This is a genomic window from Janibacter sp. Y6 (genome assembly GCF_040900765.1).
In the GTDB taxonomy this organism is placed as follows: Bacteria; Actinomycetota; Actinomycetes; order Actinomycetales; family Dermatophilaceae; genus Marihabitans; species Marihabitans melonis.
Genome location: NZ_JAKLYZ010000002.1, coordinates 282,577 through 302,211 on the forward strand (window position 1 = coordinate 282,577; position 19,635 = coordinate 302,211).

Sequence of the window (19,635 nt, forward strand, 5' to 3'; positions counted from 1 at the left end):
GTGACGGTGCGTCGTCCGACCCCCCGGACGCGCACCCACGAGGCTACTGCGGGAGCACGCTCCCCCGGGAGGACTTGGCCGATCTGCGGGAGGGCATGACGAGGGCGAGCGCCGCGCGACGGTTGCGCCGGTTCCCCTTCGCCGCCCACCACAGCTCCTGCGCGGTCGACGCGCCGAGGTAGGCCCACCCGTACGCGGTGCCGCGTCGGCGGCGCACGAGGCGGACCCGGTTGAGGACCTGCATCTCGTGCAGCGCGTCGCTCACGCCGGAGCCGCCGCCCTCGTGAATGACCTCCGCCGCCGGCTCGAACCACACCTGCCAGCCGAGGTCGCGGGCGCGCATGCAGTAGTCGGTCTCCTCGGAGTACAGGAAGTACGACTCGTCCCACGGCCCGATGTCCTGCGCGCACTCCCACGAGACGGCGAGGCAGGCGCCGAGGGCCCAGTCGACCGCGTGGGCGTGGCTGTAGGCCTGCGGGTCCCGGACGTACTCGCTGAGCGCGGGACGGCCGGTCGAGCCCAGCCCGCACGAGCGCAGCAGGCTCGGGTCGCGGCGCAGCGACCACGACGTCGAGCCGTCCGCGTCGCGCACGAGGGGTGCGGTGATCCCGACCCGGGCGCCGTCCGGGCCCTCGCCGAGGCGCTCGACGAGGCGGCGCAGGCTGCCCGGTGCGAGGCGCAGGTCGGGGTTGAGCGCGACGTAGGCGTCGACGCGCTCCAGCGCGGCGATCCCGCGGTTGAGGCCGGCCGCGTAGCCCTCGTTCGTCGAGGGCACGACGGTGACGCCGGTGAGGGTCGCGAGGACCTCGAGCGAGTCGTCCTGCGAGCCGTTGTCGACGACGACGACCTCGCCCTCGAGCCCGGCGAGCGCGGCGGGCACACCGTCGAGGAGCGCACGGGTGAGGTGCGCGCTGTTGTAGTTGACGACGACGAGGCCGACCCGGGCTGGCACGGCTTCACCGTAGCGGCCACGCGGCACCGCCCGTGCGTGGTTTGCTGACGCTGTGCCCCGAGTGCTCCTCATCGCCCCGACGTGCGACGGCCAGGACGTCGGCGAGTCCTGGGTGTCTGCCCAGTGGGCCCGACACCTCGCGCAGCGGTGCGACACGACGCTCGTGACCTACCACAAGCGCACCGCGACCCCGGCGGCCGAGCAGCTCGACGGGCTGCGGGTCGTCGAGTGGGTCGAGCCCCCGCTGCTCGGCCGGGCCGAGCGGCTCAACAGCATCGCCAAGCCGGGCTACGTCGCCTTCTACCGGCGCGCGCGGCGCTGGGTCGCCGACGCCCTCGCCGCGGGCGAGCACTTCGACCTCGCCTTCCAGCCCACCCCGGTCGCGATGCGCTACCCGAGCCCCGTCGTCGGGCTCGGGATCCCGACGATCGTCGGCCCGGTGGGCGGTGGCCTGGCCGACCCGCCCGGATTCAGCGCCGACGGCACGAGCGAGCCCTGGTACTACCGGCTGCGCGAGCTCGACGGGATGCGGCTGCGGCGCGACCGGCTGCTGCGACGCACCTTCGAGGAGGCCGACTGCGTGCTCGGGATCGCCGACTACGTCGCCGACGCGCTGTCCGGGCTGACGCTCAAGCGCTTCGAGACGATGCCGGAGACCGCGGTCGCGCAGATCCCCGACCCCGTCGAGCGGGTCGCCGGGCCGCGGGTGCGCGCCCTCTTCGCCGGTCGTCTCGTGCGCTCGAAGGGGGTGCACGAGCTCGTCGACGCGCTCGCCGCCACGACGGCGCCGGTCGACCTCGAGATCGCCGGGGTCGGTCCGGAGGACGAGTCCTTGCGACGCCAGGTGGCCGCCCTCGGTCTCGAGGACCGCGTGACCTTCCACGGCTGGGTGGAGCGGCCGGCGATGGCCGAGCTCTACCGGCGGGCCGACATCTTCGCCTTCCCGAGCTATCGCGAGCCGGGTGGCAACGCCCCGCTCGAGGCGATGTCCTGGGGGCTGCCGCTCGTCGTCGCCGCCCGTGGCGGACCCGGCGCCTTCACGACCGACGAGTGCGCGATCCGGCTCCCGGTGATCTCGCCCGAGCGCTTCCACACCGACATCACGGCCGCGCTCGACCGGCTCGGCGGCGACGCCGCCCTGCGCCGGGCCATGGGCGAGGCCGGGCGACGTCACGTCGCCGCGACCGCCACCTGGCCGGCGAAGGTCGACCGTCTCCTCGCCCTGGGCGCCGAGCTCGCCGCGGACCGACGATGACGGGGCCGGCCGCGGTCGCCAGCCTGCTCGTGCCGGCGCACGACGAGGAGCGGGTGCTGCCCCGCCTCCTCGCGTCGGTGGCCCGCGCGGCCCGCACGACCGCGGTCGAGGTCGTCGTCGCGGCCAACGGGTGCAGCGACTCCACGGCTGAGGGCGCCCGGAGCAGCGGCCTGGCCCACCACGTCCTCGAGCTGGCCACCCCCTCGAAGCACGGCGCGGTCCTCGCCGCCGACGACATCGCCTCGCACCACCCGCGGATCATCTGCGACGCCGACCTCGAGCTCGGCGAGGGCATGATCGACGCCCTCGTCGCCCCGATCCTCGCCGGCGAGGTGCTCGCGACGGCACCCCGGCGGGTCCTCGAGACCACGGGGTGCTCGGGGCTCGTCCGGGCCTACTACCGCGTCTGGGAGGCGTTGCCGAGCGTGCGCAGCGGGCTCTTCGGGCGCGGGGTCATCGCGCTCGGCCCCGAGGGCATGCGCCGCTTCCGGGCGATGGAGGCGATGCTCTCCGACGACCTCGCGCTGTCCGAGGCCTTCGCCGAGCACGAGCGGCTCGTGGTCGCCGCTGAGGTCGTCGTCCGCGTCCCCCGCACCGTCGCCGACCTGCTGCGCCGTCGCGCGCGGGTCGTCGAGGGCAACACCGAGGCCGACGAGCGCGGTCTGCGCACCGCGGCCGCCCGCACCACCCCGGCAGACCTCGTGACGATCGCCCGCGGCGACCTGCGCCGCATCCCCGACGTCGGCGTCTTCGTCGCCGTCACCCTCGCCGCCCGCCTCCTCGTGCGCCGCCGCGCCCGCAAGGGCCACGACCACTGGCTGCGCGACGAGAGCAGCCGCCAGGACTGACCCCCTCTCCCCCTTCGCGAACCCCACGAGCCCCACGAGCCCCAAGTTTCTCGGGTCACCCGAGAAACCCCGGCTCAGCATGAGTAAGAAACTCGTGCTCACCAGGGGTTTATCGGGTGACCCGATAAACCAGTGACGGGTGAGGTTCGGGGCGAAGGGGGGTCAGGGCAGTTCGCGCAGGCCGACCCCGGCCTGCTCGTAGGAGCGGCCGCAGGGGCAGGTGAGGTCGGCGGGGAGGCGCTCGCCGCAGCGGCAGACCCAGCCGATCTGCCGGGCGGGGCTGCCGACGACGAAGGCGTGGGGCGCGACGTCGGCGGTGACGACCGCGCCGGCGCCGACGAAGGCGTCGTGGCCGATGACGGTGCCGCACACGACGACGACCCCGGCGCCCAGGGTCGCGCCCTGCTCGACCGTCGTCGGCAGGAGCGCGTCGCCGGAGCGCTTGACGTGGGCGCGGGGGCGCATGTCGTTGGTGAAGACGACCCCCGGGCCGAGGAAGACGTCGTCGCCGACGCTCACCCCCTCGAAGAGGAGCACCGAGTTCTTCACCGTGACGCGGTCGCCGATGACGACCCCGCCCTCGACGAAGGCTCCGCCGCAGATGTTGCAGTCCCGCCCGACCACCGCGCCGTCGAGCACCTGGGCGAAGCCCCACACCCGGGTGCCGTCACCGACGCGGTCGGACAGGCAGCGCCCGTCCGGGTGGACGAAGACCCCGTCGCTGCTCACCGGCTCACGCTCCCACGACGAAGACGACGTCGACCCAGTAGTTGGCGCCGTTGTAGCTGCCCGTCGGCATCGCTGAGCTCGACGTGCCGTAGCGGTAGAGGCCGTTGCCGCCGCTCACGCCGTTGCCGAGCGCCTCGATCGCCCCGCTCGTGCGCGTGCCGGCGTTGAAGTACCCGCCGTCGACGCTGTACCGGCCGCTCGGGGCGAAGTACGACACGACGTAGATCGTCCCAGGGGTGAGCGTCACGGGTGTGCTGAGCTTGACCCGCTGCCACCCGCGGGCGCTCTCCGCGCTCGAGGTCGCCGTCGCCAGCCGCGTGCCGTCGGGGCCCCACAGGTTGACGACGTGCGGCCCGGCGTTGCCCGACCCGCCCTTGTAGAAGCGCAGCGCGGTGACCGAGCCGGCGGCGGTGACGCGGAACTTCATGCCGAGCTCGACGCTGCCGGTGTCGCCGGAGTCGAGCTTGGCCGGGACGACGGAGTCGGGCCAGACGGTCTGCTCCCCGGCCGTCGCCGTCGTGAAGGACCACGTCGACGGGGCCGTCATCGCGTTGCCGTCCGCGTCCTTCGCCCCGCTCACCGTCGCCGTGTACCGCGTCGCCGACGCGAGCGGCGAGCTCGGGGTGAGGGTCGCCGTGCGCTCCGTCGCGTCGTACGTCACGCTCGCCGGCACGGCCGCGCCGCCCGGGTCGCGCAGCCCGAAGACGATGCTGCTCTGGACGACCGGCTCGGAGAAGGTCGCCGTGACGGTCGCGGCTACGGGGATCGCCTCGTCGCCCGGCGCCGGGGTGCGCCCGGAGACCTCCGGCGCGGTCGCGTCGACGAAGACGACGTCGACGCCGTAGCTCGTCGCGTTCCACGTCTGCGTCGGGTAGGTCGCGGCGCCCGCGGCGAAGACGCCGTTCGGGCGACCGGTCGCCGAGGCGGGCGCGGTGAGCGGGCCGCGGGTGCGCGCCGTCTTCAGCGCGCCGCTGCTCGCCGCGTACCGGCCCTGGGGCGCCTGGTAGGACGCGACGTACTCCGTGCCGCCGGTGACGGGCACCGGGGTGGCGAAGTCCGCCTCCTGCCAGCCGGTCGCGCTCTCGTCGGCGAAGACCGCCGTCGCGAGCAGGGTGCCGTCGGTGCGCCACAGGTGCCCGACGTGCGTGCCGCCGTTGCCCGGCCCCTTGTAGAAGCGGATCGAGGTGATCGTGCCGTCGCCGTCGGGGCGGAAGCGCACCCCGACCTCGATGGCGCCGGTGTCGGAGACGGACGGGGTCGTCGGCACGTCGGCGCTCGTCCACAGCGTCGCCGGGGTGCGCCCGACCTCGCTGTCGACGACGAAGCTCCACTGCCGCGCCTCGCCGAGGTTGCCCGCCCGGTCGGCCCCGCGCACGCTCGCCGTCACCGTCGCCCCGCGGGGCAGGGTCGACGACGGCGCGAAGCGCGTGGTGCGGGTCGCCGTGTCGTAGCTCGTCGTCCCGGCGATCGCGCCGGCGGCGGTCCGCACGCTCCACTGCACCGTGCTCTCGACGACCGCCTCGTCGAAGGTCGCCGCGAGGCCCGACCCCGGGGTGACCGCGTGGACCCCCTTCGCCGGCTCGACCGAGACGACCTTCGGCGCCGTCGTGTCGTCCGGCAGGTCGAGGACGACGTCGACCCAGTACGAGGTCTGGTTCCACGTCGAGGTCGGCACGGCACCGCCGCCGTAGCGGTACACGCCGTTGCCGGCGACGGGGGCGGTGAGCGGTCCGCGGGTGCGCGCGGTCGCGAAGTACCCGCCGCTCGCCGCGTAGACGCCCTGCGGCGCGAAGACCGAGGCCACGAGGGTCGTGCCGGCGCGCACGGCCACCGGCGCGGTGAGCGGGGCCTGCTGCCAGCCGCTCGGCAGGCTCGGGTCGAAGCTCGCGGAGCCGAGCAGCTGGCCGTCGAGGGTCCACAGGTGACCGACGTGCGTGCCCTCGCTGCCCGGCGCCTTGTAGAAGCGGATCGAGGAGATCGTGCCGTCGGCGGAGGTCGTGATCTTCGTGCCGACCTCGACCGCGCTGCGCTCGGTGACGAAGCGGTCGGGCGTGGCCGAGGAGTCCCACAGCGTCGCCGGCGAGTCGTCGTCGGCCGCCACCGTCTGGAAGCGCCAGCTCGCGGGCGCGGCGATCGACGCGCCGGAGCGGTCCTTCGCCTCGTCGACGCGCGCGGTGTACCACGTGCGCCGGCGCAGCGGCTGGCTCGGCGCGAGGCTCGCGGTGCGGGTCGTCGCGTCGTAGGACATCGTCCCCGTGATCACCTGCCCGTCCGCGTCGCGCAGGCTGATCTTCACCGACGAGCCGGTCATCCCCTCGCTGAAGCGCGCCTGCACCGGCTGCCCGAGGCCGACGGCCTGCACCTGGTCCGAGGGCGTCGTCGAGATGACGGTCGGAGCGGTCGCGTCGTCGTCGCTGAAGGAGATGTCGACCCAGTAGTTCGACGCGCCGTAGGTCTGGTTGGGCATGCCCTGGCCGTCGCGGAAGACGCCGTTCGCCCCGTCCTCTCCCGTGCCGAGCGCCCGCAACGGCGGGAGTGCGAAGGGGGAGGAGAAGTACCCGGTGTCACCGGCGGGGTGGCCGTTGGGCATGAAGACCGAGACGACGTAGGTCTGGTCGGCCTCGATGGCGACGGGGGTGATGGGGGCGGTCTGCCAGCCCGACGCGGTCTCGCCGGTGAAGGTCACCTCGGCGAGCTGGCGCCCGTCGACGGTCCACAGGTGGCCGACGTGGGTGCCGGTGTTGCCCGCGCCCTTGTAGAAGCGGATGCCGCGCACGAAGCCCGGCTCGCTCGCGCGGAACTTCACCCCGACCTCGAGCGGTGTCGTCTCGTTCGTCGCCGGTGTCGCGGGCACGGTGCCCTCGGGCCAGATCGAGCACGGGTAGGCGCGCGCGACGCCCTGGATGGTCACGGTGGCCGGCTGGCCGATGTTGCAGCTGTCGTCGACCGCGCGGACCTTGATCGCGTACGAGCCCAGCGCCATCGGGGTGACGACGGCGCTCCAGCTCGCGCGGCCCGTCGCCGGGCGCCACGTCGTGCCGCCGTCCGTCGAGTACTCGACGGCCGCGACGACGCCGCCGCCGGAGTCGACGGCCGTGCCGGTGATCGTCACGGGCGAGCCGACGGGGGCGTGGCTGCCCGACGTCGGGGCGGTGATCGTCACCGTCGGCGGCACCGAGTCGGTGGACTCGACGGCGCGGACGAGACCGGTCATGAGGGTGACCGGCTGGGCGCCCATGTCGGCGAGGACGTTGACCGTCGCCTGCTGCATCGCCTTGTTCGTCGCGGTGCCGGTGTGCGCGACGTGGTACTCGTCGAGGCCGTAGGCCCACTGGACGGTGCCCGTGCCCCACACGAGCGCCTTCGACGGCGCCCGGTAGAGCGTCATCGTGTGCACGACGACGCCCTCCGTGTACGTCTTGCCGTGGTCGCGCAGGATCTGCGGGGCGCTGGCCGAGGTCTCCGAGAGGTGGATGATGCCGCCGGGGCGGAAGCCGTTGTCCGCGTCGACGTCGAACTCGTAGCCCAGGCTGTCCTGGGCCAGGGTCGCGCTCTGGCCGGCCTGGAGGGCGGCGACGTCGGTGCCGCGCCAGAAGCGCAGCGGCGCGTAGTCCCGGGGGACGCGCAGCGCGAGGTTGGGCGCCTCGCCGCCGGGGAGGATGCCGACGAAGAGCTGTCCGGTGAGCTCGTTCTCGGGGAAGTTGCCGTTCGGCTTCGTCGTGAAGCGCGGGTCGCGCCACGTGCCCGTCCACTCCGAGCTCGGGTCGGTCTTCGCCCCGTCGAGCGTCTCCTTGTAGCAGACGATCGTGCGGTCGGGGGTGCTCGCGCCGTCGATCGACGGGGCGGTGCGCACCCGCCAGAAGTACTCGTTGCCGGTCATGAAGATCAGGTGCGTGCCGGCGTCGCGGGCCGCGGTGACGTTGGTCCGCTGGGCCCCGGTGACGTACTCGTCGTGCCCGGAGGAGACGAAGATCTTGCGCCCCTGCAGGACCGAGGCGTCGCGGTGCACGTCGATGCCGCCGCAGTAGGCGACGTCGTAGCCGTTGCGCTCGAGGAAGCGCACGAGCGGGTACTCGGCGTTGAAGAAGTCGTTGTCGAGGCCGTCGCCCTCGCCGAAGGGGCGGTTGTAGCTGACCTTGAAGGAGCGGCCGACGGGCTGGCCGAAGTACAGGCTGTTGCCGCCGTAGCGGTTGTACGCGTGCATCGTCATCTCGGAGGTCTGCACGAGGACGTCGGAGGGGCCCTGGCGGCGGACGACGAAGATCGTGTGGCTGCTCGAGGCGTCGCCGTCGCGGCGCTGCATCTTCGCGTAGTAGACCCCCGAGACCGCGCCGGTGGGCACCGTCCAGCTCGCCGAGACCGCCCAGTTGCCGCAGTCGACGAGACCGCTCGACGCCTCCGTCTTCGGCTCGGGCTGGCTCTGCGGCAGGGTCGCCGTCGGGCTGACGTCCTGCAGCCAGCGCGCGCCGCGCCCGCCGTACCAGCCGAGCCGGTAGATCCGCACGACGTAGTCGCGGGAGTCGGTCTTGATCTTGAAGTCGACCCGCTGCCCGGGCAGCACGCTGTACTCGGTGGTGAAGCCGACGATGGACGTGCTGTCGTCGGACTCCCACTGCTCCGGGAGTGCGCCGGTCTGGGCGTTCTCCTGCGAGATCGTCGGGCTCGTCGCCGCGGCGGCCACGTCGGGCACGAGCGCGGCGGCGGCGCCGGCGGCCCCGGAGAAGGCGAAGAAGCGCCGACGGCTGAAGCCGCTGCGTCCTGCGGTGTCGGTGTCGCTCGGCGGCCGAACGTCGTCCTCGTGCATGTCATCTCCCCGATGCCGGCGCACCGCAGACCCCTGGGTCCCCGACACGCTCGCCCCCGCCGACGGATCCCCCGGCCGGCTTGTACATCGTAGGGACCGGGCCGGCAACCGGGAGGCGAATCCGCAGAAGTGGTGCGTGATCTCGGGACAGGACCTGTCGCCGTCCAGGCGTCACCCCCTGGCGGGCGGTGCCCCGCCCCGGGGCCTGCGTGCGACGCTGGAGGACATGCAGTGGGACAACAGCTTCGTCCGCGACCTCGGCTGGCTCGGCGCCCGGGTCGACCCGGCCCCCGTCGCCGACCCGCGCCTGCTCGCCCTCGACGAGGACCTCGCCCGCGAGCTCGGCGCCGACCCCGAGCAGCTGCGCTCCGTCGAGGGCGTCGAGGTCCTCGCCGGCAACCGCGTGGCGACGGGGTCGCAGCCGATCGCCCAGGCGTACGCGGGCCACCAGTTCGGGCAGCTGAGCCCGCTCCTCGGCGACGGCCGGGCGCACCTGCTCGGCGAGGTCGTCGACGTCTCCGGGCGACGGCGGGACGTGGCTCTCAAGGGATCCGGGCGCACCCCCTTCTCCCGCGGCGGCGACGGCCGCGCCGCGATCGGCCCGGTGCTGCGCGAGTACCTCGTGAGCGGCTTCATGCACGCGGTCGGCGTGCCGACGACCCGCTCCCTCGCGGCGGTCGCGACCGGCGAGCAGGTCCGCCGCGAGCGCCCGCTGCCCGGCGCGGTGCTCACCCGGGTCGCGTCGTCGCACCTGCGCATCGGGACCGTCGTCCTGCTCGCCACCCAGGGCAGCCGCGAGCAGCTCGGCGCGCTCGTCGAGCACGTCCGGGCCCGGCACCACCCGCACGTCGCCGAGGGCGACGTCCTCGACCTCTTCGCCTCCGTGCTCGAGCGCCACGCCGATCTCGTCGCGGCGTGGATGTCACTCGGCTTCGTCCACGGCGTGATGAACACCGACAACATGACGCTGTCCGGCGAGACCATCGACTACGGGCCGTGCGCCTTCCTCGACACCTACGCCCCCGAGCAGTGGTTCAGCAGCATCGACCACACCGGTCGGTACCGGTACTCGCAGCAGCCGACGATGGCGGCGTGGGGCCTCGCCCGCCTCGCCGAGGCGCTCGTGCCGCTCGCGCAGGAGAGCCCGGACGACGCGGTCACCCGGGCCCAGTCCCTGCTCGACGGCTTCGACGCGCGCTACCAGGCGAGCCGGCTGGACCGCGCCCGCGCGGCGCTGGGCCTCACGGGCTCCACCGACGACCGCGACGGCGAGCTCGTCGCCGAGCTGCAGGGCATCGCCCGCGACGAGGAGCTCGACCACACCGGCCTGCACCGCGACCTCGCCCGGCTCCTGCGCGGCGAGCAGGCCCGCCACCTCGACGAGGTGGAGGACCGCGAGCGCTGGGCGGCCTGGGAGCGGACCTGGCGCGAGCGGGTCGCGAGCACCGGCCGGACCCCGCACGAGGCGGCGGAGGCGATGGACCGTGTCACCCCCGTCTACATCCCGCGCAACCACCTCGTCGAGGAGGCCCTCGCCGCGGCCGAAGGGGGAGACCTCGCCCCCTTCGCCGCCCTCGACGCAGCCCTGCGCGACCCCTTCGTCGAGCGGCCGGGCCGCGAGCGCCTCGCCGAGCCCGCCCCCCGCTTCACCCGCGACTACGTCACCTACTGCGGCACCTGACCTCTCCCCCCACCACGCTGCTGCAGGCGGGCCGCCCGGTTGCGAAGCGCTGGTCATCTCTTGACCGGGACGAGGTAGACCCGCGCGGTGGTGGGGCTGGGATCCTGGGCCTTCGGTGCCACGCGCAGGGGAGTGCATGCATGCCGGACGACGACCCACGACCTCATCTCGGCGTGCTCGGGCCGCTGCAGGTCCACGACGGGAGCGCCTGGCGCACCATCGGCTCGCCGAAGCGCCGGGCCGTGCTCGCCGCCCTCGTCGCCCGCGCACCGCACCCGGTGAGCGTCGAGACCCTCGTCCGCGAGGTGTGGGGCGACGCCCCGCCCGCCTCGGCGCGCACCCAGGTCCACGGCTACGTCCTGCACCTGCGTCGCGCCCTGCCAGCCTGCGCTGCCGACGCGCTGACGACGACGACCACGGGCTACGCCCTCGACGTCGCGACGCTCGGGACCGACGCCGACCGGGCCGAGCGAGGTCTCGTCGTCGCCCGGGCGGCCCTCGCCGCGAGTGACCCCGTGGGGGCGGCCCAGGTGGTCGACAGGGCGCGCGGGCTGTGGCGCGGCGACCCCTTCGAGGACGTCGTGGCCACCCCTGTCGTGCGGGCCCGGGTCGAGCGCCTCGCCGAGCTGCGAAGGGAGGTCGAGGAGACCGGCTTCGCGGCGCTGCTCGCCCAGGGCCTGCACGCCGAGGCGGTCGGACCGTTGACCCGTCATCTCGCGGCCCACCCCGTGCGGGAGCACGTGTGCGCGCAGCTCATGACCGCCCTGCACCGCACCGGGCGGCAGGCCGAGGCACTCCAGGTCTACCGTCGGCTGCGCCGGGTGCTCGTCGAGGAGCTCGGGGTCGAGCCGTGCGCCGAGGTGCAGGCGCTCCACCACGAGATCCTGCGGGGCGCGACCCGGGCCGCCCGGCCCTCGCCCAGGCGGGCCGCGGCTGCCCCTGCCCCGTCCGCCGCTGCTCCGGCGGCCCCTCCCCCGGACGCCCCCACTCCCCCGACCTCGCGCCCGCGGCCCCGGGTCCCGTGCGCACCGGAGGCGCTCGTCGGGCGCGAGGAGGAGCTCGCCGAGGTCGTGCGCCGGCTGCGGCCCCGCGGCGTGTGCGCACCCGCCCCGGTGGTCGTCGTCCACGGCGGCCCGGGGACCGGACGCACCGCCCTCGTCCTGCGCGCCGCGTCTGCCGTGGCCGATCGCCACCCCGACGGCCAGGCCTACCTGCCCGGCGGCGACGCCGACGGCACCCCCCGGCCCCCGGCCGAGCTCGTCGCCGAGCTGCTCGACCAGCTCGGCGTCACCGACCCGCCCGGGTCGGCCCCCGCGCGAGCGGCCCTGCTGCGCGCCCACCTCCACGAGCGTCGGGTCCTCGTCGTCCTCGACGACGCGGTGGACGGCGACCAGGTCCGGGCCGTCGCACCCACCGGTGGCGCGAGCGCGCTCCTCGTCACCGCCCGGCACCACCTGTCCGACGCGCCGGGCACCGCGCGGGTCGCGCTGTCGGCACTGCGCCGCGCTGACGCCGTCGAGCTGCTCGACCGGGTCGTCGGCGACGGGCGCGTCGGCGCCGAACCGGGAGCGGCGGCCGACCTCGTCGAGCGCTGCGGCCGGCTGCCCCTCGCCGTGCGGGCGGTCGGTGGCCGGCTCGCGGCCCGTCCCGGGTGGTCGGTGCAGACCGCGCTCGACCGGCTCGTCGACGACGACCGGCTCGTCGAGGGGATGCGGCTGGGCTCGCTCGACCTCAGCGCGTGCGTGGAGCGGGCCCTGAGACCCCTGACACCGGGCGCCCGCCGGCTGCACGCCCTGCTCGCCCTCGCCGGGCCGGCCGACCTGCCGGCCTGGGCGGCTGCCGCGCTCCTCGACGTCGCGCCGGCCGTGGCGGACGGGCATCTCGACGAGCTCGTCGACGCCCACCTGCTCACCACCTCGTGCGCCGAGGGCCGGCCGCGCTTCCGCCTCGACGACGTGCTGCTCCCCGACGCGGCGCAGCGGTGCGCCGGTCTGGGCGCCACGGTCGTCGACCCGGCCCTCGACCGGCTCCTCGCGACCTGGCTCGAGCTCGCCCGCCAGGCGACGCACGCGCTGCCGCCGAACCCCTTCGCCCCGCCGAGAGGCGAGGACCTCGCCGAGGTCAGCGCGCCCGCCGAGGCCATGGAGCAGGTCGCCGCGGGTGCGCTCGGGTGGTTCGACGCCGAGCGGGCCGGGCTACTTTCCGCCGTGCGCACCGCGGCCCGGCACGACCGCCGGAGCACGTGCTGGCAGCTCGCCGTCGCGCTCGTGCCCTATCTCGACGCCCGGGCCCACCTCGTCGACTGGGCGCAGTGCCACGACGTCGCCGACGGTGTCACCGACGAGCCGCTCGGCCGGGCCGCTCTGCTGCGCTCGCGGGCCCAGCTGCACCTCTACCACTCGCGGATGCCCGAGGCGGCGCGCTGCGCGGACGAGGCGCTCGAGCTCTTCGAGTCCGTCGGGCACGAGCGGGGGGTCGCGATGGCCCTCGGCGCCCGGGCCGTGTGCCACCGCCTCACCGGACGACCCGATCTCGCGCTGCCCCTCCTGCGGCGCGCGGTGCGCATCGTCACCCCGACCGCGCCGGCCGCCGCCGCGCACCTGCGGTGGGGCATCGCCCGGGCGCTGGCCGATCTCGGCGAGCTCGACGCCGCGGTCGCCGAGCTCGAGCGCGCCCGACGCCTGGCCCGCGAGGTCGACGACAGCCACCGAGAGGCGGTCGTGCTGCGCGAGCTGGCCGTCGTGCACGGCCGGCAGGGGCGCCCGGCTCGGGCGCTCGCGGCGCTGGGCGAGGCCGAGCAGGTCTTCGAGGGGCTCGGCGACGAGCGCTGCCTCGCGCACGTGAGCCGGGTCCGGGGCCAGATCCTCTCCGAGCGCGCCGACCGCGACAGCGAGGACCTCGAGCACGCGGCCTTCGCGCTCGGGCGGGCGGCGAGCATCTTCGACCGCGGGTCGACCCGGCCCGACGCCGCCGAGTGCCTGCGCGGGCTGGCCCGGGTCGAGCTGGCCCGCGGGTCGGTCGCCGCGGCCCGGGCCCTGCAGGCGCGGGCCGACGAGCTGGACGCGCGGAGCGCCTGACCGCGGCGGCCTGCGCCGCACGCATCCCCCGTCGTCCCCTTCGCCTCTCCCACCCCGTCGCCTCTCCCCTTCGCCCCCCCACTCACGACGACGGGCGCCCCGGCGATGCCGGGACGCCCGTGGCCGTGAGCCGTCAGCGGAAGCGGATGAAGGAGCTGAACTGGCTGTTCGCCGTCCCCACCGAGGTCGTGCGGTGGCTGTAGCGCGAGCCGCCGCCGTAGTTGTACTCGTCGACCTCGAAGGTGCCGTTCGCGTTGACCTTCGTGACGAAGGCGACGTGACCGAAGGTGCCGCCCTCGCGCACGGCGACGTCACCCGCCTTCGGCCGGGAGTAGACCGGCACCCCGACCGCACGGGCGGTGTTGTCCCAGTTCTTCGCGTTGCCCCAGCGGCTGGCGCCCTTGTACTGGTTGGTGAAGTTCACGCCCATCCGGGAGTTGAGCGCCCACGCGGCGAAGCTCGTGCACTCGCCCTTGTAGAAGTTCCACCGGTCGATGCCGCTGGACTGACCCTTGTACGGGTAGTCGTCGCCGGCCTTGACCCCACCCGTGCTGCCGATGCGGTGCGAGGCGTTGTTGTTCTTCAGGGTCGCGTTGAGGTTGGCCTTGCCGCCCGCGGCGATCTTCTGCGTCGCACCGCCGTAGCTGGAGTTGTAGTAGACCGTCACCGTCTTGCTCGTGCGGTTCCACACGCTCGCGGCGTTGTTCTTCACGCACACGCCCTTGCCCGCCCCGGCGCCCTTGAAGTCGTAGCAGCCCGGCTGGCTCGTGCCGTAGTCACCGACCGAGGTCGTGAAGTCCGACACCGACCCGGCCTGGCCCGAGTTGTAGTAGTAGCAGAACTCCCCGCTCTGGCAGGTGCCGTCACGCCCCGCCGCCTGCGCCGTCGGGGCGGCGACGACCGGCGCGAGGAGCAGCCCGAGGGCGGCGGCGCTCACCCCGGCCCGACGGGTCACGGCGCTCACGGGCACGAGCTCTTCCGCGCGAGGTTCTTGCTCCCGTAGTACACCGGGTTGCCGTCCTTAAAGGTCGCCTTCTTCACGACGCCGTTCTGCTTCTGCTCGTAGTGCAGGTGAGGTCCCGTGGAGCCACCGGTGCTCCCGACGCGCCCGATCATCGTCTTCGCCGAGACGCTCTGGCCGACCGTGACGTTGAAGGACTGCAGGTGGGCGTAGAGCGTCTGCCAGCCACCGGAGTGGGTGATGACGACGTACTTGCCGTACGAGCTGCCGCCGAGGTCGCGCACCGTCGAGACGGTGCCCGGGGCGGAGGAGTAGACCTTCCAGCCCAGGTCGTCGGGGTAGTGGTTGAAGTCGACCGACAGCTGGGGGCTGTGGTTGGTCCGGGTGCCGGCCGCCCACGTCTCGCCGCAGGGGAAGGGCAACAGGAAGCTGCCGGTGCCCGCCGGCGGGGAGCCGATGCGGTGCGAGGCGTTGTTGTTCTTCAGGGTCGCGTTGAGGTTGGCCTTGCCGCCCGCGGCGATCTTCTGCGTCGCACCGCCGTAGCTGGAGTTGTAGTAGACCGTCACCGTCTTGCTCGTGCGGTTCCACACGCTCGCGGCGTTGTTCTTCACGCACACGCCCTTGCCCGCCCCGGCGCCCTTGAAGTCGTAGCAGCCCGGCTGGCTCGTGCCGTAGTCACCGACCGAGGTCGTGAAGTCCGACACCGACCCGGCCTGGCCCGAGTTGTAGTAGTAGCAGAACTCCCCGCTCTGGCAGGTGCCGTCACGCCCCGCGGCCTGCGCCGGCTGGAGGGCGAGCGCCGTCGGGGCCACGAGGGCTCCCGTCGCGGCGAGGACCGAGAGGTGTCGGGTGCGTGGTCGTCTCATCGTGCTGCCTTCCCTGCGTCTTCGGTGGTCCGCCGCCGGGCCTGTCCCGGCGAGGAGGTGCGTGGTGTCACCGGGTGCGTCGGTACTGCTCCCAGGTGACCTTCGTGACGGCCGGGCCGTCGTCGGGGGCGTTGCTCGCCAGCCCGTTGCGGCCGAGGTAGTACCGGCCGACCTGGGTCTGGGCGGGCGTCGAGAGGTCGGTGTCGTTGATCGCGACCGCGTGGATGTGCAGCGGCCAGTCGCCCTGCGACGGGGTGCGCAGCCAGGCGGCGAAGCCCACGCGGCGCAGGCTGCGCACGTGCCGGGTGCGCTGGGTCGCGGTGAGCGCCTCGGCGTCGAGGTCGACGGCACCGCCGCCGTCGTGGGTGCCCGCCGACGTCGGGTCGGTGCCGGGCGAGTACGAGCCCTGCTCGACACGCGGCTCGACCCCGGAGAGCCGGCTGGCCTCGACGAGCATCGCGACGGTGCGCGTGGCGAAGGGGTGGCCGTCGTACCTCGTGCGGGCGCCGGGCGAGATGTGCCGGGTCACCGTGAAGCGGCCGGACCCGAGGGCCACGAGCGAGGAGCGGCCGGGCAGTCCGTTGGCGCCGAGACCTGAGTGACCCAGCGAGCGCTGCCACCGGGCGTAGGCAGTGCGGGTCGCGGTGCCGAAGTGCCCGTCGGCGTAGCTCGCGGCAAGCATCCCCTTCGCGACGAGCGCCTGCTCGACGAGTCGCACGCTCGTCGCGGCGCCGGGTGTCAACCCCGTCCCGGTCTTCACCGGGTCGAGCTGCGCGGCGAGGACGAGCGCCTCCATGTCGACGGTGCCGGCGGCCGCGGCGGGCCCGACGGCGAGCGTGCCGAGGGCCCCGACGAGCGTCGTGCTCAGGACGGTGCGGCGTGCGATGTGCTCCATGGGTGGTCCTCCCCGGGGTCCGGCGGTGCTCGTGGGGACGACGCTGCCCGGTGGGGCTATCACCGGGCTGAAGCCTGGCTACACCCGCGTGCAGCCGTGCGACACACTGGCGCCGTGCCCCTCCCCCTCCCCTCGCGCGTCGGCGCGCTCGTCGTGCGTGACCGCCGCCCCGACGAGGACGGATGGGTCGCCCCCTTCGCCGCCCGGTACGACCTCGTGGCCGAGCGTGCCGGCGAGGTCGTCGGGTCGCTCGCGCTCGCCCTCGACGAGGCCCGCGCGACCGGCGAGCTGGCCTGGGCCTTCGCGGACGGGGTCGACGAGACCGAGGTGACCGGCGCCGTCGCGGACGTGCTCTCCCTCGCCCTGGACCACCACGGGCTGCACCGCGTCGTCGCGCGGACCGACCCGCGCGACGAGCGGGCGGGCCGCGTCGCCGAGGCGGTCGGCCTGAGGCGCGAAGGGGTGGCCCGTCACGACCGGTGGGCCGGCGGGCGGTGGCACGACAGCGTCGTCCACGCGGCGCTCGGCGCCGACGCGCCGCGGCGGGCCGGTGCGATCGTCGTCAGCGCGGTGACCCTGCGCGACGCGGACGGCCAGGTCCTCACGGTGCGCAAGCGCGGCACCTCCCTCTTCATGCAGCCCGGCGGCAAGCCCGAGCCGGGCGAGAGCGCGCACGCGTGCGCCGTGCGCGAGGTCGAGGAGGAGCTCGGGCTGCGGCTCGACCCGGCGCTGCTGCGGCTCGTCGGCGTGCACCGGACCGCCGCCGCCAACGAGGCGGGTCAGGAGCTGCTCGCGACGGTCTTCGAGCACCCGGCGCTCGAGGGGCACAGCGCCCCGGTCGTGCACCCGGCGGCCGAGATCGAGCAGGTCAGGTGGCTCGACCCGCGAGAGCCCCTGCCCGACGACCTGGCACCGCTGCTGCTCCTGCTCCTCGAGCGCTGACCGGGACAGCCGTCAGGCGCTGACGGAGTCCGGGCGGGTGCCGATGAGCCGCAGCGAGGCCATGCCGCACGACGGGCACGGGTGGACGAGCGGGGCGTCGACCTCCGGCCAGATGACGCGGAAGGTCGTGTGCCGCCGGCAGCGGTAGGCGACGGCGCGGGCGGTGCGGAGCGATCGTGCGGAGCGTGTCCTGGCCATGCACGGGATCTCACACCCTCGGTGTTTCCCGTTGTGAGAGAACGTGTTTCGCGGGTGTTGCGTGATGACCGCCCAGGTCGGAGGCCGGAGAACCCCCGCGGGTGTGATGGGCTGGGGTCCTGACCGACCCGCCCCACCACCCGAGGTGACGACGATGACCCCTTCGAGCCGATCCGTGCGCTCCAGCCTCAGCGGCCCGGCCCGCACCGCCATCGGCACGAGCATCGCCGGCGGTGCGCTCGGCGCGCTGACCAACGGGCCGGGCCACCTCACCCACCTCTTCCGCGGCCGCTTCCCCACCGTCGCCGTCACCGGGATGACCGGTGTCGGCAAGACCCGCCTCGCCGACACCCTCGCCCGGCGCAGCCCGACCCTGGGCAGCGACGACGTCGGGTCGGCGACGATGGAGCGGCGCACCCGCAAGACGGCGAAGGGGCGTGGCTTCCGCTTCCGCGTCGTGCCCGGCGACAACGCGGCGACCCGGCTCAGCGCGCTCGACGAGGTCTTCCACGACGACCCCGTCGACGGGGTGCTCCACGTCGTCGCCTACGGCCACGCGACCCCGCGGCGCACCGGCGGCACCACCGGTGTCGCGCAGGCGACGCGTGAGGAGCTGCTCGCCGACGAGCTCGAGGACTGGTCGATCACCGCGCACCGCATCGCCTCGATGGCCGTGCGCCGCGACCGCCCGATCTGGCTCGTCGTCGTCGTGACGAAGACCGACCTCTTCGAGGACGAGCTCGACGAGGCGGTGCGCTACTACTCCCCCGGCAGCGGGTCCCCCTTCGCCCGGCGGCTCGACGAGCTGCGCTCGCTCGCGGGCGGGGCGAAGCTGTCGATCGACGTGCTGCCGATGGCCGCGCCCGACGGGACGAAGCTCGGCAAGGGCTCGGCCGCCGAGCGCCAGCTGAGCGCTCTCGAGACCCGGATGGCGCAGCTGAGCGGGCACGTCTGAGCACACCCGCAGGGGTGGGGGCCGTGCGGCCCCACGCGCGGTCCGCGAGCGGTTGACTGACCTCATGGCGAAGTACCGCGTCCACGAGGCGGGGGTCGCACGCGCTCACGAGCGCATCGAGGCCCGCCAGTACGTCCTCGACAGCACCTGGACGGAGGTCCAGCCGGGTGCGGAGCGCCGCAACGCCTATCTCGAGCGGCACTCGTGGCAGGAGTACGCGCAGTGGCACCTCGGGCTGTGCGAGGGCGCGGGCGAGGAGACGAAGGGGAGGTACGCCTTCGCGTACGGCGACCTGCGTCGGGTGCACCGCTCGGCGCTCATCGCGTGCGTCTACCGGGCCTCGGAGTGGCACCACAAGTCCGTCGAGCTCGCCGCCCACGACCTCCTCCAGCACCTCGACGAGGTCGCCGGCATCGGCGACCACGAGTAGGCGAACTCGCTGGTCGAGGTGCGAGCGCCGGCCAGCCCCTTTCGCTGGTCGAGGTGCGAGCACCGGCCAGCCCCTTTCGCTGGTCGAGGTGCGAGCGCCGGCCAGCCCCTTTCGCTGGTCGAGGTGCGAGCGCCGGCCAGCCACTTTCGCTGGTCGAGGTGCGAGCGCCAGCGAGCCTCGAGACCACCGCAGCCCCTCAGTCGAGGCAGAACTCGTTGCCCTCGGGGTCCTGCATGACGACGAAGCCGGCCGACATCGGCGGGGCGGGCTCCTCGCGGCGCACGCGGGTCGCCCCGAGCGCGACGAGCCGCTCGCACTCGGCCTCGAGAGCCGCCATCCGCTCCGCCCCCTCGAGCCCCGGCGCGGCCCGGACGTCGAGGTGCACGCGGTTCTTCACCGTCTTCGCCTCGGGGACCCGCTGGAAGAAGACCCGCGGACCGACCCCGTCGGGGTCCTCGACCGCCGACGCGCCACCCCAGCGAGCCTGCGGCACCCCGCGCGCCGCGAGGAAGGCGTGCCACGCCTCGAGCGGGTCCTCGCCCTCTGCGAGCTCATGCCCGGGTGGCGGCGGGATCCGGTAGCCGAGGGCCTGCGCCCAGAAGCGGCTCAGCGTCTCGGGGTCGTCGGCGTCGATCGTCACCTGGATCGTCGTGGCCATCGACCGAGCCTGGCACGACGCCCGCACGCTGACCAGACCTGGGCGAGCAGACCTGGCTACGGTGGCGGCATGCTCGTCGCCTTCTCCGTCGCCCCGTCCACCACGACCGACCCCGAGGGCTCGGTGAGCGAGGCCGTCGCCGCCGCCGTCCGGGTCGTCCGCGACTCGGGCCTGCCGCACCGCACCGACGCGATGTTCACGACAGTCGAGGGCGAGTGGCAGGAGTGCATGGACGTCGTGCGCCGCGCGTGCGAGGCCGTCCAGGCGCACAGCCCCCGCGTCTCGCTCGTCCTCAAGGCCGACATCCGCGAGGGCCACACCGGCATGCTCGACGCGAAGGTCCAGCGCGTCGAGGAGCACCTGCGGGACTGACCCGACCCGGAC

At 74.5% G+C, this 19,635-nt stretch carries 16 protein-coding genes; 8 read left to right on the forward strand and 8 right to left on the reverse strand.

Going from position 1 to position 19,635, the window contains the following annotated elements:
* Window positions 1–43 precede the first annotated feature (43 nt).
* Complete coding sequence (locus L6241_RS06280) at window positions 44–952, reverse strand: glycosyltransferase family 2 protein (protein WP_368245413.1); 909 nt, start codon at window positions 950–952, stop codon at window positions 44–46.
* A 52-nt stretch (window positions 953–1,004) separates the two neighbouring features.
* On the opposite strand from L6241_RS06280, the gene L6241_RS06285 reads away from it, so the two are divergent.
* Both L6241_RS06285 and L6241_RS06290 read left to right on the forward strand, forming a co-directional pair.
* Entirely contained in the window at window positions 1,005–2,207 is a 1,203-nt protein-coding gene (locus L6241_RS06285; protein ID WP_368245414.1) for a glycosyltransferase family 4 protein, read from the forward strand.
* On the forward strand, window positions 2,204–3,055 hold the full coding sequence (locus tag L6241_RS06290; RefSeq protein ID WP_368245415.1) for a glycosyltransferase family 2 protein: 852 nt from the start codon (window positions 2,204–2,206) through the stop codon (window positions 3,053–3,055). Before L6241_RS06285 ends, L6241_RS06290 begins: the two co-directional genes overlap by 4 nt.
* 162 nt (window positions 3,056–3,217) lie before the next feature.
* Here the strand turns inward: L6241_RS06290 and L6241_RS06295 are convergent, their stop codons facing one another.
* Entirely contained in the window at window positions 3,218–3,784 is a 567-nt protein-coding gene (locus tag L6241_RS06295; protein WP_368245416.1) for an acyltransferase, read from the reverse strand.
* A 4-nt stretch (window positions 3,785–3,788) separates the two neighbouring features.
* The gene (locus L6241_RS06300) at window positions 3,789–8,588 is read right to left on the reverse strand and encodes a DUF4082 domain-containing protein (protein WP_368245417.1); all 4,800 of its coding nucleotides are present in this window, start codon (window positions 8,586–8,588) and stop codon (window positions 3,789–3,791) included.
* Window positions 8,589–8,814: 226 nt separating this feature from the next.
* On the opposite strand from L6241_RS06300, the gene L6241_RS06305 reads away from it, so the two are divergent.
* Together L6241_RS06305 and L6241_RS06310 are read left to right on the forward strand one after the other, a co-directional pair.
* Window positions 8,815–10,269, forward strand: a complete 1,455-nt coding sequence (locus tag L6241_RS06305) for a YdiU family protein (protein ID WP_368245418.1) — start codon at window positions 8,815–8,817, stop codon at window positions 10,267–10,269.
* A gap of 140 nt (window positions 10,270–10,409) precedes the next feature.
* On the forward strand, window positions 10,410–13,346 hold the full coding sequence (locus tag L6241_RS06310; RefSeq protein ID WP_368245419.1) for a BTAD domain-containing putative transcriptional regulator: 2,937 nt from the start codon (window positions 10,410–10,412) through the stop codon (window positions 13,344–13,346).
* Between the two features lie 133 nt (window positions 13,347–13,479).
* Here the strand turns inward: L6241_RS06310 and L6241_RS06315 are convergent, their stop codons facing one another.
* The 3 genes from L6241_RS06315 to L6241_RS06325 all read right to left on the reverse strand — a co-directional run bounded on the left by L6241_RS06315 (window position 13,480) and on the right by L6241_RS06325 (window position 16,068).
* On the reverse strand, window positions 13,480–14,310 hold the full coding sequence (locus L6241_RS06315) for a CHAP domain-containing protein (RefSeq protein ID WP_368245420.1): 831 nt from the start codon (window positions 14,308–14,310) through the stop codon (window positions 13,480–13,482).
* Window positions 14,307–15,173 carry a peptidoglycan DD-metalloendopeptidase family protein gene (locus tag L6241_RS06320; protein WP_368245421.1) on the reverse strand — a complete coding sequence of 289 codons (867 nt, stop codon included), beginning with the start codon at window positions 15,171–15,173 and terminating at the stop codon, window positions 14,307–14,309. Before L6241_RS06320 ends, L6241_RS06315 begins: the two co-directional genes overlap by 4 nt.
* Before the next feature lie 67 nt (window positions 15,174–15,240).
* Complete coding sequence (locus L6241_RS06325) at window positions 15,241–16,068, reverse strand: peptidoglycan-binding protein (protein WP_368245422.1); 828 nt, start codon at window positions 16,066–16,068, stop codon at window positions 15,241–15,243.
* 114 nt (window positions 16,069–16,182) lie between these two features.
* On the opposite strand from L6241_RS06325, the gene L6241_RS06330 reads away from it, so the two are divergent.
* On the forward strand, window positions 16,183–17,010 hold the full coding sequence (locus L6241_RS06330; RefSeq protein WP_368245423.1) for a GNAT family N-acetyltransferase: 828 nt from the start codon (window positions 16,183–16,185) through the stop codon (window positions 17,008–17,010).
* Window positions 17,011–17,022: 12 nt separating this feature from the next.
* Here the strand turns inward: L6241_RS06330 and L6241_RS06335 are convergent, their stop codons facing one another.
* Window positions 17,023–17,208: a hypothetical protein gene (locus L6241_RS06335; protein ID WP_068270527.1), complete on the reverse strand. Its 186-nt coding sequence runs from the start codon at window positions 17,206–17,208 to the stop codon at window positions 17,023–17,025.
* A gap of 154 nt (window positions 17,209–17,362) precedes the next feature.
* On the opposite strand from L6241_RS06335, the gene L6241_RS06340 reads away from it, so the two are divergent.
* Window positions 17,363–18,163 carry a GTPase domain-containing protein gene (locus tag L6241_RS06340; RefSeq protein ID WP_123093424.1) on the forward strand — a complete coding sequence of 267 codons (801 nt, stop codon included), beginning with the start codon at window positions 17,363–17,365 and terminating at the stop codon, window positions 18,161–18,163.
* Between the two features lie 64 nt (window positions 18,164–18,227).
* A complete protein-coding gene (locus L6241_RS06345) occupies window positions 18,228–18,593 on the forward strand; it encodes a hypothetical protein (protein ID WP_068270532.1) in 366 nt (121 codons plus the stop codon).
* A 196-nt stretch (window positions 18,594–18,789) separates the two neighbouring features.
* Here L6241_RS06345 and L6241_RS06350 read toward each other — a convergent pair whose 3' ends face one another.
* Complete coding sequence (locus tag L6241_RS06350) at window positions 18,790–19,251, reverse strand: VOC family protein (RefSeq protein WP_368245424.1); 462 nt, start codon at window positions 19,249–19,251, stop codon at window positions 18,790–18,792.
* A 69-nt stretch (window positions 19,252–19,320) separates the two neighbouring features.
* Here L6241_RS06350 and L6241_RS06355 point away from each other — a divergent pair, with 69 nt between their 5' ends.
* Window positions 19,321–19,623, forward strand: coding sequence for a thiamine-binding protein (locus tag L6241_RS06355; RefSeq protein WP_068270538.1), 303 nt, complete (start codon window positions 19,321–19,323; stop codon window positions 19,621–19,623).
* Window positions 19,624–19,635: the final 12 nt, after the last annotated feature.

Bases quoted from the DNA above. Each gene is read 5' to 3' on its own strand.
- L6241_RS06355 (WP_068270538.1), top strand. From the start codon at position 19,321: ATGCTCGTCGCCTTCTCCGTCGCCCCGTCCACCACGACCGACCCCGAG.
- L6241_RS06335 (WP_068270527.1), bottom strand. From the start codon at position 17,208: ATGGCCAGGACACGCTCCGCACGATCGCTCCGCACCGCCCGCGCCGTC.
- L6241_RS06350 (WP_368245424.1), bottom strand. From the start codon at position 19,251: ATGGCCACGACGATCCAGGTGACGATCGACGCCGACGACCCCGAGACG.
- L6241_RS06345 (WP_068270532.1), top strand. From the start codon at position 18,228: ATGGCGAAGTACCGCGTCCACGAGGCGGGGGTCGCACGCGCTCACGAG.
- L6241_RS06325 (WP_368245422.1), bottom strand. From the start codon at position 16,068: ATGGAGCACATCGCACGCCGCACCGTCCTGAGCACGACGCTCGTCGGG.
- L6241_RS06290 (WP_368245415.1), top strand. From the start codon at position 2,204: ATGACGGGGCCGGCCGCGGTCGCCAGCCTGCTCGTGCCGGCGCACGAC.
- L6241_RS06320 (WP_368245421.1), bottom strand. From the start codon at position 15,173: ATGAGACGACCACGCACCCGACACCTCTCGGTCCTCGCCGCGACGGGA.
- L6241_RS06340 (WP_123093424.1), top strand. From the start codon at position 17,363: ATGACCCCTTCGAGCCGATCCGTGCGCTCCAGCCTCAGCGGCCCGGCC.
- L6241_RS06305 (WP_368245418.1), top strand. From the start codon at position 8,815: ATGCAGTGGGACAACAGCTTCGTCCGCGACCTCGGCTGGCTCGGCGCC.
- L6241_RS06300 (WP_368245417.1), bottom strand. From the start codon at position 8,588: ATGCACGAGGACGACGTTCGGCCGCCGAGCGACACCGACACCGCAGGA.
- L6241_RS06310 (WP_368245419.1), top strand. From the start codon at position 10,410: ATGCCGGACGACGACCCACGACCTCATCTCGGCGTGCTCGGGCCGCTG.